We start from the raw sequence: 14822 nt of genomic DNA, 5'->3' as shown, positions 1-14822 counted from the left end.
GGCCGTGAACGTCGCCCCGCCCGTCTCGGCCAGGACCTTCGTGATCGCCGCCGTCAGCGACGTCTTGCCGTGGTCCACGTGACCGATCGTGCCGATGTTGCAGTGCGGCTTCGTACGAGCGAATTTCTCTTTGGCCATCGTCTCTTTCCTACGGCAAGCTCACACGAGCGGGCGCCCGGTCAGTCGCTCGAAAACCCTTCGAGCCGGGCGAAAGACGGGGGCCCGCTTAGAGGCTCGCCGTCCTTTGATCAAGGGCTTTGCCGACAATCGGTCCCCAGCCGCCGGGCCGGCGCCCCCTCAGCCGGCGGAACGCTTGACCGGCGAAGCTCCGAGGAGGGCCGCCTTGTCGACGCCGAGGGCCTCGGCGATCTCGTCCAGGGCCGTGGCTTCGAGGGGCGAGATGCCGTCGTGATCGGCGACATCGGCGGCGATGAGGAAGGCGGCGGCGCGCTCGGCCCCGTCGCGTCCGCGGATGCCGGCGACGCGGCGCAGGTTCTCCGCCCGCCCGGCCCGGGTCCGCGCCCGGGCGATGCCGTCGTAGAGCTCGCTCTCCAGCATCAGCCGGTCGTAGCCCTTCTCGAGGATCGGGTTGGCCTGGATACCGGCCAGCGCCGTGTCGAATTCCGCGCCCGCCACCTCGCCATCGGCGACGATGACGTTGGCGGCAGCCGAGACCATAGCCTCCATCAGGACCGTGTCGCCCGCATAGGCGGTCACGGTCTGGCTGAAGCGGGCGACGATGTCCTGGAAGATGTTCATGGCGGTTTCACCGGGCGGCTCGGCAGGGCGATGCCGGGGGACCTCGCCGTTCCGCGCCTGGAAGGCAAGGGGCGGCGGGCCTATTTCAGAACAGGGCCACGAGGGTGACGCCCGCGACCATGAGAAGCCCCCCGACGATCCGCCACGGGCTCGCCGCATGGACGGAGAACCCGATCCAGCCGAAATGATCGAGGAGGATCGAGGTCGCGACCCCGGCGGTGACGAGGATCGCCAGGAACGGCGCGGCGCCGATCTGCTGCGCCGCGAAGAACTGCGACAGGACGACGAGGGCGCCGAGGCAGCCGCCGAACCACGCCCAGGCCGGCACCTGCGCGGCCGCGGCGAGGCTCGGCAGGCTGAGGCGACCGGAGACGAGGCCGACCAGCAGGAGGGTGGTTCCGGTCCCCAGCGCCACGACGAGCCCCGCGGCGAAGGGCTGGCCCAGGGTCTTGGCCAGGGTGGCGTTGGTGCCGCCCTGGACGGCGTTGGCGATGCCGGCCACAAGCGCGAGGCCATAGAGGTACCACATGGGGATCACGCTTCGGTTCGGTCGATCATCGCCGGACGGGGGGCGATCCACCATGAGATAGGGCAGCGGCGGCCGGACATGATCATCGGGACGGGACGTGACGACGCGGCGGGGCGGGGGGGCATCGGGCCCGACCTGCGCGCTCTCCTGCGGCAGGCGACGTCGGAGGCGCATCGGCGCCTCGATACCGGCTGGGCCGGCCACGATTTCGGGGAGCGGGGCGCCTACGGGGCGTTCCTCGTCGCCATGGCGGCGGCCCTGGTGCCCCTGGAGGCGGATCTCGCCCTGGCGGAGCCGGGGGCGCTGCCCCCCGACTGGCCGGCCCGCCGGCGCAGCGGGGCACTCCTGGCCGACCTCGCGGCCCTGGGTCATTCCGGGCCGCCGGCGCCGGCGCCGCCCCGCGCGCCGACGCGGCCGGAGGCGGCGGGCCTGCTCTACGTCCTCGAGGGCTCGCGCCTCGGCGGCCAACTGCTCCTGCGCCAGGCGCTGGCGAGTTCCGACCCGGCGGTCCGGGACAACACCCGCTTCCTCCGGCACGGCGAGGGCCAGCGCCTGTGGCCGAGCTTCGCCGCCTGGCTCGCGGACCGACCCCCCTCGGACGCGGACGGCGCCGCCACCGGCGCGCTCAGGGCGTTCGCGCTGTTCGAGACGGCCCAGGGGACGGGGATCTAGTTTGTCTCGCAGAACGGCCGTGGCCAGAACGGTCGTGGCGCTCGAGACGGGAACCGGCGGCGACCGGCGTTTCGCGAGGTACCCTCAGCGCTGTGCGTTCCGCGCCAAGACCTGCCGCAGGATGTCGGCGGTGTAGGGTTTCTTGATCATCGGCACGGTGCCGAGCTCGGGGGGAATCCGGAAGCTGTCGCCGTAGCCGCTGGCGAAGACGAACGGGACGTTCAGGGCCGCCAGGCGCCGGGCCACGGCCAGGCTCGTCTCGGACCCGAGGTTGACGTCGAGGAGGGCGAAGGCGGGCGGGCAGAGGTCGATGAGGCGCAGGGCTTCGTGGACCGAGCCCGCCATGTCGACGGACTTCGCCCCGAGGAGGGTGAGGATCTCCTCGGCCTCCAGGGCGATGATCATGTTGTCCTCCACCACGAGGGCCGTGCCGGCCAGGCGCGGGGCCTCGGGCGCGGCCGCCCCCGCGCGCCGGGCGGCGGCGGCCGGGCGGGTCGGCGCGGCCTGGACGAAGGCCGCCGGGATGACGAAGCGCCCGGTGACGCCGGTCAGGGCGTATCGGATCTCGGCCTCGCCCTGCAGCTCGTAGGGGATCGAGCGCTCGATGAGGGTGGTGCCGAAGCCGCGCCGCGAGGGCGCGCGCACGGGCGGGCCGCCGGTCTCGCACCAATCGAGCACGAGGCGGCCGCCGGCATCGCGGGTCCAGGCGATGGCCACCGTGCCGCCGCTGTCCGACAGGGCACCGTACTTGGCCGAGTTGGTCATGAGTTCGTGGACGACGAGGGCGAGGGTGGAGAAGGCCTGCGGCTCGAGGAGCACGTCGGTCCCGTCGAGGCGGACCCGGTCCGCGCGGGCGCCGAGATAGGCCGCCGCCTCCAGGCCGATGAGGTCGCGCAGCGAGCCCGGCCCCCAGTTCGTCGTGGTGATCTGGTCGTGTGCGCGGGCCAGGGCCTGGACCCGGTCGCCGAGGACGCGCGCGAAATCCTCGATGCTGCCCGTCCCCGACCGGCTCTGAGCGACGATGCCGCGGATGAGGTTGAGGATGTTGCGCACCCGGTGATTGAGTTCCGCGATGAGCAGTTCCTGGCGCTCCTGGGCGGTCTTGCGCTCCTTCTCCGCCGAATCGGTCAGCCGCAGGATGACTTCGAGCAGGGTGATGCGCAGGGCCTCGGCGATGCGCAGGTCCGCGCCGCTCCAGGGCGTCGACTGGCCGTGCACGACCTCGCGCCAGGCCTCGAAGCTCTTGCGCGGGGTGAGGCGTACGCCGTTGGGGCCGGGGTTGGCCGGTTTCTCGGGGTTGCCCGCCCAGGTCACCGTGCGGGCGATCTCGGTCCGGAAGAATACGAGGTAGTCGCGCGGCGCCCGCGAGATCGGTACGGCGAGCAGCCCCGCCGCCCGCTCGGTGAAGTCTCGGCCGGGTGGATGGACCTTGCCGATCTCGTTCGTCGCGAAGGCGCGGCTCGTGGCCGTGCGGTTGAGAAAGCGCACGAGGCCGGTGAACTCCTCGGCCGTGGGGGTCGCGTCCCGCAGGGTGATCTCGCCGTTGACCCACACGCCGATGCCGTCGCAGGGAACGATGCCGGCGATGTCGTCGAGGAAGCCGGTGATGTTCTCGAGGCTCGTGCCCCCCGAGGCCAGCGCCCCCATGAGCCGGTCGTGCAGGGCGCGCGACTGGGCCTCGTAGGCCACCTCCGCCTCGCGCTCGCGGCTCTCCAGGATCAGGGAGAACATCTGGCCGAACAGCTCCGCCCCGGTCCGGCGCTCCAGGGAGATGTGGCGCGGCGACGAATGGTGGCAGGCGAACAGGCCCCACAGCTTGCCGCCGCGCAGGATCGAGACGGAGAGGGACGCCCCCACCCCCATGTTGCGCAGGTATTCGAGGTGGATCGGCGAGACCGTGCGCAGGGTGCTCATGGACAGGTCGAGGAGCCCGCCCTCCGGGTCGCGCGCCGGCAGCACGGGGATCGCGGGGGCATCGACATCGGCGATGATGCGCAGCCAGTTGCGCTCGTAGAGGGCGCGGGCCTGCTGGGGGATGTCGGAGGCCGGATAGTGCAGGCCGAGATACGGATCGAGGCCCGAGCGCACGGATTCGGCCACCACCACGCCGGACCCGTCGGGGTCGAAGCGGTAGACCATGGTCCGGTCGAAGCCCGTGAGCGCCCGCATCTGCCGCACGGCCTCGCGGCAGAACGCCTCGAAGCCCCGGCTCTGCTGCAGGCGTCCGATCATGCTGCGCACGAGGTTGCCGGCGTTGAGGTGCTCGGACGTGCTCGGCTCGGCCTCCATGACGATGGCCGAGCCCGAATGGTGGAGGGCGACGTCGAAGGCCGGGCCGTCCGTCTGCAGGGCGATCCCGAAGATGCGGTCGATGGCGTCGGGACCGCGCAGGGCTTGCAGCTGGCCCCGGATGAGGTGGACCGCCTCGACGTCGAAGACCTCGGTCAGGGGCAGGCCCAGCAGGTCCTCGGCGGGCCGGCCGAGCCATTGCGCCGCATTCTGCGAGACCCGGACGATGAGCCAATCGACGGAGACGGCGACGAGGAACCCGAACGGCTGGACCGCCCCCAGGACATGGATCGGTTCGCGGTCGCAGGACGACAGATCGACGGAGGGGACGACCCTGCGCTCGGGGGATTTCATCGCGACCATGAGTGACCGAACCGTACCGCCGACGAAATCCGCCGTCTCCGGTTCAACGCCGGAGGGCGACGGAAGGCTGCGCGGGACGGCATCGGTGGTGGATCGGAGGAGCCGAACCGCCCCCTGTCGGAGCCTGCCTCATGCCGAGCGGTCGCGCCGGGTGCAAGGGGGGCGGACGACGCAGGCGGCCGACCGTGAGGCCGGTCCCCGCCCGCACGGCGTTCGCCCCTACACCACAGGACGGTGAGGTCGGATCGGGGTCGTCCGCCGATCGCTGACTTTCGCCGGATCGGGAAGTGGAGCGGGTACCGGGAATCGAACCCGGGTATTCAGCTTGGAAGGCTGCTGCTCTACCATTGAGCTACACCCGCATCGGGGACCGTATCGCACGATCACCGAGGGTCGAGACAGGGAGCCGGACCGTCGCTCGCGATCTCGTCAGAGGTTTGGTGGGGGAAGTAGGACTCGAACCTACGAAGCTTACGCAGCGGATTTACAGTCCGCCCCCTTTGCCGCTCGGGACATTCCCCCAAACCGCCGCCCGTGGGCAGCGCGCGGGTCCTTATGATGAGGCCCCGCGCGGGTGTCAACGGGCTTGCGGCTATTCGGGGCTTGCGGTCATTCGATCGCCGCCAGGTCGCAGATCCGGACCTGGGCGCGGTCGGCCCCGCGCCAGGTGTCGACCGCGAGGGTGCCGGCGGCGTGGAACTCGCGGCCGATGCCGGCGAGGATGGCCTGGCCGAGGGGGCCCTGCGCCGCCCGGAAGCAGATGGCGCCGACGGCCTGGCCGTCGCGGCTGCGCAGGCGGGCGCGGACATGGCCGTTGCCGACGATCCCCGCATCGACGATGCGGTGGCGCGGCAGGGCGAAGACCGGCTCGGGGGCGCCCGAACCGAACGGGCCGGCGCGCTGGAGCAGGCGGACCATCTCGGCGGTGGCGCCGCCGGCGCTCACGGTGCCGTCGAGGAGGAGCGCCTCGACGGCGCGGGCCTCGCCGACGGCCTGCGCCAGGTCGGCCGCGAGATGGGCGGCGAACGCCCCCGTCTCGGGGCCCGCCAGGGTGACGCCGGCCGCCATGGCGTGGCCGCCGCCCTTGAGGGCGAGGCCGGCCTCGACGGCGGCGCGCACGGCCCGGCCGAGATCGGCGCCGGGAATCGAGCGGCCCGAGCCCGTGGCGGTGCCGTCGGGGCGGAGCGCGAAGGCGAAGGCCGGGCGGCCGAAGCGCTCCTTGAGGCGGGCGGCGATGAGGCCGACGACGCCCGGATGCCACGCGGCCGAGGCCGCGACCAGGACCGGGCGCTCGGGGTCGCCGGTGAGCGCGTGGTCCATCTCGGCCTCGGCGGCGGCCACGGCCTCGGCCTCGATGGCCTGGCGCTCGCGGTTGAGCCTGTCGAGCTCGGCGGCGATGCGAGCGGCCTCCGCCGCGTCGTGGGTGGTGAGCAGGCGGGCGCCGAGGCCGGCCTCGCCGATGCGCCCGCCGGCGTTGATGCGCGGGCCGACGAGGTAGCCGAGGTGCCAGGCCTCCGGCGCCTCGCTCAGGGACGCGGCGTCGAGGAGGGCGGCGAGCCCGGGGCGCCCGCGCCCGCGCATCACCTTGAGGCCCTGGACCACGAAGGCCCGGTTGAGGCCGGTCAGGGGCACCACGTCGGCGATCGTGGCCAGGGCCACGAGGTCGAGGGCGGCGGCGAGATCGGGCAGGTCCGCCGCGCCGTCCCGGCGCAGGCGACGGTTCAGGGCCACCAGGGTGAGGAACACCACGCCCGCCGCGCAGAGGTGGCCGAGGCCCGACAGGTCGTCGAGGCGGTTGGGGTTCACCACGGCGCGGGCGGGCGGCAGGCTCTCGGGGGCGCCGTGATGGTCGAGGACGAGGACGTCGAGGCCGAGGGCCTTCGCGGCTTCCAGGGGCGCGTGCCCGCTGGTGCCGCAATCGACGCAGACGAGGAGGGTGGCGCCGGCCTCCCAAAGCGCGGTGACGGCGGCGACGTTGGGGCCGTAGCCCTCGGTGATGCGGTCGGGGATGTGGATGCGGACATCGAGACCGAAGGTGCGGAGATAGTCCGCGAGGAGCGCGGCGCTGGCGGCCCCGTCGACGTCGTAATCGCCGAAGATCGCCACGGTCTCCCGAGCCGTCACGGCGCGGGCGAGGCGGTCGGTCGCCGCCGCCATGTCCACGAGGCAGTCCGGGTCCGGCATCAGGTCGCGCAGGCGCGGATTGAGATGGGCGTCCGACTCCGCCGGGCGGATGCCGCGCCCCGACAGCACCCGGGCGAGGAGGTCCGGCAAGCCGTGGGCCTGGGTCATGGTGGCGGCATAGGCCTGGAGCGCCGGATCGGCGCAGCGGTCGCGCCACGGCCGCCCGAGGACCGAGCGGGACACGTCGAGGAAGGCGCGGGGGATCTCGGCTGACACGGGGGGACCCTACTCCAGTCCGGCCGGCCCGGTCCCGCTGAAAACGAAAACGGGGCCGGCGATGGACGCCGACCCCGTATCCCGTCCGATGGGCGCGGGCGAGGCCCGCGTTCGGCTCAGAGGTTCTTGACGATGGAGTCGACGACCTTCTTGGCGTCTCCGAACAGCATCATGGTGTTGTCGCGGAAGAACACCTCGTTCTCGACGCCGGCGTAGCCCGAGCCCATGCCGCGCTTGATGAACAGCACGGTCTTGGCCTTCTCCACGTCGAGGATCGGCATGCCGTAGATCGGCGAGGCCTTGTCGGTCTTGGCCGCCGGGTTGGTGACGTCGTTGGCGCCGATGACGAAGGCGACATCGGCCTGCGGGAAGTCGCCGTTGATGTCCTCGAGCTCGTGGACCTCGTCGTAGGGGACGTTGGCTTCGGCGAGCAGCACGTTCATGTGGCCGGGCATGCGGCCGGCGACGGGGTGGATGGCGTACTTCACGTCGACGCCCTCCTTCTTGAGCATGTCGACCATCTCGCGCAGCGAGTGCTGGGCCTGGGCCACCGCCATGCCGTAGCCCGGCACGATGATGACGCGCTCCGCGTTCTTCAGGATGTAGGCCGCGTCGTCGGCGGACCCCTGCTTGACCGGCCGGGTCTCGACGGCGCCACCGGCACCGGCCGCGGCGGAATCACCGCCGAAGCCGCCGAGGATGACCGAGATGAACGACCGGTTCATCGCCTTGCACATGATGTAGGACAGGATCGCGCCGGAGGAGCCGACCAGGGCGCCGGTCATGATGAGCGCGAGGTTGCCGAGGGTGAAGCCGATGCCGGCCGCCGCCCAGCCCGAGTAGGAGTTCAGCATCGACACGACGACGGGCATGTCGGCGCCGCCGATGGGGATGATCAGCAGGCCGCCCAGCGCGAAGGACAGCAGGACGATGACCCAGAAGACCAGCTTGCTCTCGGTGCCGATGAACACCGCGATGAGGCCGACGAGGGCGATGGCCAGAGCAATGTTGAGGGCATGGCGCTGGGGCAGCATGATCGGCTTGCCGGACATGCGCCCGTCGAGCTTGGCGAAGGCGATGACGGAGCCCGTGAAGGTGATGGCGCCGATGGCGACGCCCAGCGCCATCTCGAACAGCGACTCCTTGTGGATGTGGCCGTTCTCGAGGATGCCCACCGCCTGCGGCGCGTAGAGGGTGCCGGCCGCGCCCGCCACGGCCGCGAGGCCGACGAGGGAGTGGAAGGCCGCCACGAGCTGGGGCATGGCCGTCATCGGCACGCGCTTGGCGATGACCGCGCCGGCCCCGCCGCCGATGCCGAGGCCGAGGATCACGAGGATCCAGGCGCCGAAGCCCGCCGGCGGATGGCCGACGAGGGTGGTGAGGACGGCGAGCCCCATGCCGACCATGCCGTACAGGTTGCCCTGCCGGGATGTCGTCGGGTGCGAGAGCCCCCGCAGCGCCATGATGAACAGGACACCGGAGACGATGTAGAGGAGTGCCGAGACGTTCTGGGACATCGTCTCAGGCCTTCTTCTTGTACATGCCGAGCATGCGCTGGGTGACGAGGAAGCCGCCGAAGATGTTCACGCTGGCGAGAACGATGCCGAGGAAGCCGAAGAAGCGGGCCCAGCCGGTGCCGTGCTCGAGGAGCGGCACGCCGGCGGCCAGGATGGCGCCGACGATGATCACCGACGAGATGGCGTTGGTCACCGACATGAGCGGGGTGTGCAGCGCCGGCGTCACCGACCAGACCACGTAGTAGCCGACGAAGATCGCCAGCACGAAGATGGCGAGCTGGAACACCGTGGGATCGACGGCGCCGTGGGTGACGGCCGAGAGGCCGTGTCCGAGGCCGTCGGCGTATTTCTGCGCCTGGGCGGCGTGCTGCTGCGCGATGTCGGCAGCGGTTCGAGCCGCGGCGGCGGCGGCGCGCGCCTGCTCGGCGGCCTGATCGGGGGAAAGCGTGGCCATCGTATCCTCCGGCGGGATCAGGATTTGGTCTGGAAGGCGGGATGCACGACCTGCCCGTCATGGGTCAGGTTCGTCGCCTTGACGAGTTCGTCGTCCCGCTTCACCGCCAGGGACTTCGCCTCCTTGTCGATGAGGGTCTCGACGAAGGCGTAGAGGTTGCGCGCGTAGAGGCTCGACGCCGTGGCGGCGAGGCGGCCGGGCACGTTGAGGTGGCCGACGATCTTCACGCCGTGATCCGTGGTGACGATCTCGCCGGCCTTGGCGCCCTCGACGTTGCCGCCGCGCTCCACCGCGAGATCGATGAGCACCGAGCCGGGCTTCATGGTCGCGACCATGGCGGCGGACACGAGCTGCGGCGCCGGCCGTCCCGGGATCAGGGCCGTGGTGATGACGATGTCCTGCTTGGCGATGTGGGTCGCCACGAGGTCGGCCTGCTTCTTCTTGTACTCGGCCGACATCTCCTTGGCGTAGCCGCCCGAGGTCTCGGCCTGCTTGAACTCGTCGTCCTCGACCGCCACGAACTTGGCGCCGAGGGACTCGACCTGCTCCTTGGTGGCGGGGCGCACGTCCGTGGCGGTGACGACGGCGCCCATGCGGCGGGCCGTGGCGATGGCCTGGAGCCCGGCGACGCCGACGCCCATCACGAAGACGCGGGCGGCGGGCACGGTGCCGGCGGCCGTCATCATCATCGGCATGGCGCGGCCGTACTCGGAGGCGCCGTCAACCACGGCGCGGTAGCCGGCGAGGTTGGCCTGGGAGGACAGCACGTCCATCACCTGCGCGCGGGTGATGCGGGGCATCAGCTCCATGGCGAAGGTGTCGAGGCCGGCCTGCGCCATGGCGCCGAGGGCCTCCTCGTTGCCATAGGGGTCCATGATCGCCACCACGGTGGCGCCGCGCTTCAGCAGTCCGATCTCGTCGGCGCTGGGGCGGCGGACCTTGAGGACGAGGTCGGCGTCATTCGCCGCGTCCTGGGCCGAACCGGCGATGGTGGCACCCGCGGCCTCGTAGTCGGCATCCGGCACACCGGCCGTCAGGCCGGCACCGGATTGGACGGTCACATCGGCCCCGAGGGCGATGAACTTCTTGACCGTTTCGGGCACCGCCGCGACCCGCGGCTCCGCGGGATCAGACTCTGTCAGGACAGCGATGCGCATTCAGGAAGTCCCCCTCGGCGATCGTTCCGGGTCGCCGTAACTCAGCAGAAATATAGAGCCCGATCGCTGGTATACCAGCGCTTCCGGGCTACGTCACGCGAAGAAGAGGTAGAGCAGAAGCAGGACCGCGACGGCGACCGGCGCCTTCCAGCCCACGGCCGGCGCGAGGGCGCCCACGGCGCCGGCGGCGCCGGACAGGACCACGGCGAGGATGGCGGTCAGCCAGGCCTCGTGGATGCCGCCGATGGCCAGGGCGAGCACCCAACAGATCACCACGGAGGTGCCGATCTCGACGAAACGAACGAAGCCGCGATAGGTCTGCTCGTGGGTCTTCTCGTCCATGGCGGGGCTGTAATGTACGCCGGACGCGGTCTTCAAATCGGCCATCTCAGGGTCGTCCCCATGGGTCTATCTTGATTTGTTCCAAGGGGATTTAGCGCATGCCCCGGCCGCTCGCAATCAGCATGCGCGCCATGCAAAGGCCACGAACGGATTTTTGTCACGCCGGCCGGATTCCGCCTCGGCGACGTCGTCACGCCGGCAGGGCGAGCCCCGCCCGGGTCAGGGCCTCGCCCTGGCGGGTTTCCAGTTCGGGGAGCGAGAAACGCTCGATCTCGGCCTCGAACAGCCGGTGATAGTTCAGCTCCGAGCGCAGGTGCAGGAACACCGCGCCGAGGCCGACGGCGGCGCGGTCCATGAACACGAATTCCTGCGGCACCGTCACGGGGCCGCGTGCCTTCAGGGCCTGATGCACCTCGAAGGCCTGACGCCGTCCGTACTCGCCGGGCTTGACGCCGTCGGCCACGGTCCGGGTGCGGTCCTCCAGAATCGGCCCGTAGATGAAGCGCGCCCAGATGTTGAGGATCTCGATGAGCTCCTTGTTGAGGTTCTTGAAGCCCCAGACCTCGTAGGCGTGGACGATGCGGGCCTCGTCGTTCTCGAGGAGGCCGCGATAGAGGTCGACCACGCCGCCGACGAAGCGCGGGTGGAAGATCCGCACGCAGCCGTAATCGAGGAGGTTGATGCCCTGCGCCTCGCCGCCCTCGGAGAACACCGTGTAGTTGCCGAGATGCGGGTCGCCGTGGATGACGGCGGCGCGGCTGAACGGGTGCCACCACGCCTTGAACATCGCCTTGGCGAGGCGGTTGCGGATCTCGATGGGGCTCTGGGAAAAATTCAGGATGCGCTCGCCCTCGAGCCAGCCGAGGGTGAGAAGGCGCTTGGTCGAGAGATCGCGGTGGATGTCCGGCACCCGGACCTCGGCCACGTCGCGCAGGACGTCGGCGTAGAGCGCCGCGTGCTTGGCCTCGCGCTCGTAGTCGAGTTCCTCGCGCACCCGGGCGCCGATTTCCTTGGCGATCTCACGGGTATCGAGCCAGGAGCTCATGCGACGGTGGAGGGCGAAGGCGACCTCGAGCTGCTTCAGGTCGGCCTCCACGGCCGATTGCATGTCGGGATACTGGAGCTTGCAGGCGAGCGCCGTGCCGTCGAGGGCGGTGGCCCGGTGGACCTGCCCCAGGGAGGCGGCCGCCGCCGGCTTGAGATCGAAATCCCTGAAACGCTTCTGCCAGTCGGGGCCGAGTTCGGCCATCATCCGGCGCTTGACGAAGGCCGCCCCCATGGGCGGCGCGTCGGCCTGGAGCTTCTGCAGCTCGGTCGCGTATTCCGGCGGCAGGAGGTCGGGCACCGTCGCCAGCAACTGGGCGACCTTCATGATCGGCCCCTTGAGACCGCCCAGCGCCTGGGCCAGGGCGGCGGCGTTGGTCGGCGCCTCCTTGCCGCCGAACAGGCGGGCGCCGGCCATGCGGGCCGCGACCCCGCCGACATTGGCGCCGACGCGGGCGTAGCGGCTGGCGCGCGCGGAGAAGCGGTTGGCTTCGCTGTCGTGATCGGCCATCGGGTTCTTCAGATCTCGGAAAGGATGCGTCCGGCAACGGGGCGCTCCCTTGAGATAAGCCCGCCGGCCTCCCCTGCCAGGGCGCTGCGCCGTTGCGGCGCGGCGGGGGGGGGTTAGGTGGCCGGCCAGTTGTCGCGAATCCAGCGCAACAGACCCGCTTCATCGATTTCGCCGGCGGCGAGGCTGCGGATCACCAAGGTCGCCTCAGCCTGCTCCGGCTTGAAGGGAATGCTGTTCAGTCGGAGGAATGTCACCATCGCCACAAATGCGATCCGCTTGTTGCCGTCGATGAAGGCGTGGTTGCGCGCGAGACCGAATGCATAGGCGGCTGCCAGCGAGGCAAGGTCACCGTCTTCATCGCGCCATCTGTTGATCGGGCGTGCGAGGGGCGATTCCAGGGCGTTCTCATCGCGCAACCCCGGGGGGCCGCCGAAGCGAGCAAGCTGACGCTCGTGCGCGACCATGACCTCGTGAGAGGTCAGCCAGCGGGGCTCGGTCATTGGGCGAGTGCCCGAAGGGTGTCCTTGTACTCGTCCATGATGTCATCGACGATGGCCATGGCCTTGTCGAAATCAGGGTCGTAGGGCGTCAGGCGTACGCCGCCATCGGGCATCTCCGTGACATGAAGCCATTGCCCCTGTTGGAGATTGAGCTTCGTGATCAGGTCCTTCGGTAGGATCAGCCCGGTGGAATTCCCGATCTTCTTGACTTCGAGCTTCATGACGATCCGCCTTTCGTTGTACGAAACGTACAACGAAAGGCGGGGTCCGCCAAGCCGCCGTCAGCCCTCCATCGCCTCCAACTCCGCGATCATGCCCTCGATCATGGTGAGGCCGATCTGCCAGAAACCCGGGTCGCGGGCGTCGAGGCCGAAGGGGGCGAGGAGCTCGCCGTAGGGCTTGGCGCCGCCGGCCGAGAGCAGGGCGAAGTAGCGCTCGACGAAGCCCTCCTCGGCCTTGGCGTAGACCCCGTAGAGGGAGTTCACGAGGCAATCGCCGAAGGCGTAGGCGTAGACGTAGAACGGCGAGTGGATGAAGTGCGGGATGTAGGCCCAGAACGGCTCGTAGCCCGCATCCAGGGTGATGGCCGGACCGAGGCTGTCGCGCTGCACGGACATCCAGAGGGCGTTGATCTGCTCGGCCGTGAGCTCGCCCTCGGCGCGGGCGAGGTGGACCTTGCGCTCGAAGGCGTAGAACGCGATCTGGCGCACCACCGTGTTGATCATGTCCTCGACCTTGGCCGCCAGCATGGCCCGGCGCTGGGTCGTGTTCGTGGTGGCGGCGAGCAGCCGGCGGAAGGTCAGCATCTCGCCGAACACGCTCGCGGTCTCGGCCAGCGTCAGCGGCGTCGGCGCCATCAGGGCCCCGTTGGGGCCGGCCAGCACCTGATGCACGCCGTGGCCGAGCTCGTGCGCCAGGGTCATCACGTCCCGCGGCTTACCCTGGTAGTTCACCAGGACGTAGGGATGGGCCGAGGGCACGGTGGGGTGCGCGAAGGCGCCGGGCGCCTTGCCGGGCCGCGTCGGCGCATCGATCCAGTTGCGGTCGAAGAAGGTCTTGGCGATGCTGGCCATGCGCGGCGAGAAGGCGCCGTAGGCGTCGAGCACCGTGTCGCGGGCTTCCGTCCAGGGGATCGTGCGCTGCTCGACCTTCGGCAGGGGCGCGTTGCGGTCCCAGTACGGCAGGGCCTCGACCCCGAACCACTTCGCCTTCAGGGCGTAGTAGCGGTGCGACAGGCGCGGATAGGCCGCCTGCACCGCCTCGACCAGGGCGTCGACCACCTCGGGCTCGACCCGGTTCGACAGGTGGCGGGATTCGGCCACATCGGTGAAGCCGCGCCAACGGTCGTTGATCTCCTTGTCCTTGGCCAGCGTGTTGGTGATGAGGGTGAAGGTGCGCAGATTTGCCCGGAACACCTCGCCGAGCGCCCCCGCCGCCTCCTTGCGCACGGCCCCGTCGGGGTCCTGCAGGCGGTTGAGGGTCGGCTCCAGGGTGAGCGGCTCACCCTGCACGGAGAAGCGCAGGGACGCGATGGTGCCGTCGAACAGCCGGTTCCAGGCCGAGCGGCCGGTCACCGACTTCTCGAGGAACAGCTTCTCGGTGCGGTCGTCGAGCTGGAACGGCTTTTCGCGGCGCAGGTCCTCGATCCACGGCGCGTAGGCGGAAAGCGGCCCGTCGGCCATGGCCGCGTCCAGGGTGGCGTCGTCGATGCGGTTGAGTTCGAGGGCGAAGAACAGCAGGTGGCTGGAGGCCGTGGTGAGGCGCTCCTGGGTGTCGCCGTAGAATTTCTCGCGGGCCTCGTCGGTGGTGTCGCCCGAGTAGACGAGGCCGGCGAACGACATCAGGCGCCCGAGGAGATCCTCGATGGCCTCGTAGGCCCGGACCGCCTCGGCGAGGCGCGCGGAGGCGTCCGGACCGGTGGCGAGCGCCGCCAGACGCCCGGCATAACGCTCGGAGACCTCGCGGCAGGCCGCCTCGGCGCGGGCGAGGTCGGCGCGGAAGTCGGGCGCGTCGATGCCGGAATAGAGGTCGCTCAGGTCCCATTCGGGCAGGGCGCCGAGGTCGGCGGCGTGCGCGGCCGCCCGTGCGGCGCTCGCCCCCTCGGGAGTGGCGACGATGCCCGCGCGGCTGGCTTGGGCGACGGCTCGACTCGGCATGATGGGCTGCTTCCCTGGAACATCGGTCCGGACGGTGGATACCGGCCTTCGACGAAGCCGGTGCAAGAACGAAAGTCCGACGCTGTCGGAGCCGGCACCGGGGTGCCGTCGGCGGTGATATCGAGCGCG

Annotated in this window: 14 protein-coding genes and 2 tRNA genes; 1 reads left to right on the top strand and 15 read right to left on the bottom strand. The window is 70.6% G+C overall.

The window, feature by feature from the left end:
• The 3 genes from MKK49_RS10210 to MKK49_RS10200 all read right to left on the bottom strand — a co-directional run.
• Nucleotides 1–138 (bottom strand): GTP-binding protein (locus MKK49_RS10210; protein WP_244027613.1); only part of this gene is annotated, 138 nt, incomplete at its 3' end.
• A gap of 159 nt (nucleotides 139–297) precedes the next feature.
• Nucleotides 298–759: a tellurite resistance TerB family protein gene (locus MKK49_RS10205; RefSeq protein ID WP_244028113.1), complete on the bottom strand. Its 462-nt coding sequence runs from the start codon at nucleotides 757–759 to the stop codon at nucleotides 298–300.
• 85 nt (nucleotides 760–844) lie between these two features.
• Complete coding sequence (locus MKK49_RS10200) at nucleotides 845–1288, bottom strand: DMT family transporter (RefSeq protein WP_244028112.1); 444 nt, start codon at nucleotides 1286–1288, stop codon at nucleotides 845–847.
• Nucleotides 1289–1366: 78 nt separating this feature from the next.
• Between MKK49_RS10200 and MKK49_RS10195 the strand changes: the two genes are divergently transcribed.
• Nucleotides 1367–1960, top strand: coding sequence for a biliverdin-producing heme oxygenase (locus tag MKK49_RS10195; protein ID WP_244028110.1), 594 nt, complete (start codon nucleotides 1367–1369; stop codon nucleotides 1958–1960).
• An 84-nt stretch (nucleotides 1961–2044) separates the two neighbouring features.
• On the opposite strand, the gene MKK49_RS10190 is transcribed toward MKK49_RS10195, so the two are convergent.
• From MKK49_RS10190 to MKK49_RS10135, 12 genes are all read right to left on the bottom strand, one after another.
• Entirely contained in the window at nucleotides 2045–4612 is a 2568-nt protein-coding gene (locus tag MKK49_RS10190) for an HWE histidine kinase domain-containing protein (protein ID WP_244028108.1), read from the bottom strand.
• A 288-nt stretch (nucleotides 4613–4900) separates the two neighbouring features.
• A tRNA-Gly gene (locus MKK49_RS10185) sits at nucleotides 4901–4974 on the bottom strand.
• A 76-nt stretch (nucleotides 4975–5050) separates the two neighbouring features.
• Nucleotides 5051–5134: transfer RNA gene (locus MKK49_RS10180), tRNA-Tyr, on the bottom strand.
• An 87-nt stretch (nucleotides 5135–5221) separates the two neighbouring features.
• Nucleotides 5222–6904, bottom strand: coding sequence for a single-stranded-DNA-specific exonuclease RecJ (gene recJ, locus MKK49_RS10175; RefSeq protein WP_244028123.1), 1683 nt, complete (start codon nucleotides 6902–6904; stop codon nucleotides 5222–5224).
• Between the two features lie 224 nt (nucleotides 6905–7128).
• Complete coding sequence (locus MKK49_RS10170; RefSeq protein WP_244028106.1) at nucleotides 7129–8529, bottom strand: NAD(P)(+) transhydrogenase (Re/Si-specific) subunit beta; 1401 nt, start codon at nucleotides 8527–8529, stop codon at nucleotides 7129–7131.
• A gap of 4 nt (nucleotides 8530–8533) precedes the next feature.
• Nucleotides 8534–8983 carry a proton-translocating transhydrogenase family protein gene (locus MKK49_RS10165; protein ID WP_244028104.1) on the bottom strand — a complete coding sequence of 150 codons (450 nt, stop codon included), beginning with the start codon at nucleotides 8981–8983 and terminating at the stop codon, nucleotides 8534–8536.
• A gap of 17 nt (nucleotides 8984–9000) precedes the next feature.
• On the bottom strand, nucleotides 9001–10140 hold the full coding sequence (locus MKK49_RS10160; RefSeq protein ID WP_244028102.1) for a Re/Si-specific NAD(P)(+) transhydrogenase subunit alpha: 1140 nt from the start codon (nucleotides 10138–10140) through the stop codon (nucleotides 9001–9003).
• A gap of 93 nt (nucleotides 10141–10233) precedes the next feature.
• On the bottom strand, nucleotides 10234–10527 hold the full coding sequence (locus tag MKK49_RS10155; protein WP_244028101.1) for an aa3-type cytochrome c oxidase subunit IV: 294 nt from the start codon (nucleotides 10525–10527) through the stop codon (nucleotides 10234–10236).
• Nucleotides 10528–10672: 145 nt separating this feature from the next.
• The gene (locus tag MKK49_RS10150; RefSeq protein WP_244028100.1) at nucleotides 10673–12037 is read right to left on the bottom strand and encodes an ABC1 kinase family protein; all 1365 of its coding nucleotides are present in this window, start codon (nucleotides 12035–12037) and stop codon (nucleotides 10673–10675) included.
• 113 nt (nucleotides 12038–12150) lie between these two features.
• A complete protein-coding gene (locus tag MKK49_RS10145; protein ID WP_244028099.1) occupies nucleotides 12151–12537 on the bottom strand; it encodes a type II toxin-antitoxin system death-on-curing family toxin in 387 nt (128 codons plus the stop codon).
• Nucleotides 12534–12758 (bottom strand): AbrB/MazE/SpoVT family DNA-binding domain-containing protein, encoded by a 225-nt coding sequence (locus MKK49_RS10140; protein ID WP_244028098.1) that lies wholly within the window; start codon nucleotides 12756–12758, stop codon nucleotides 12534–12536. The genes MKK49_RS10145 and MKK49_RS10140 overlap by 4 nt, the downstream gene beginning before the upstream one ends.
• A gap of 60 nt (nucleotides 12759–12818) precedes the next feature.
• Nucleotides 12819–14693: a M3 family oligoendopeptidase gene (locus MKK49_RS10135; protein ID WP_244028097.1), complete on the bottom strand. Its 1875-nt coding sequence runs from the start codon at nucleotides 14691–14693 to the stop codon at nucleotides 12819–12821.
• Between the last annotated feature and the right edge of the window lie 129 nt (nucleotides 14694–14822).

Origin of the sequence: Methylobacterium sp. J-090, from assembly GCF_022829345.1 — a bacterium.
Classification (GTDB): Bacteria; Pseudomonadota; Alphaproteobacteria; order Rhizobiales; family Beijerinckiaceae; genus Methylobacterium.
This window is presented reverse-complemented; position numbering and strand designations above follow the sequence as displayed.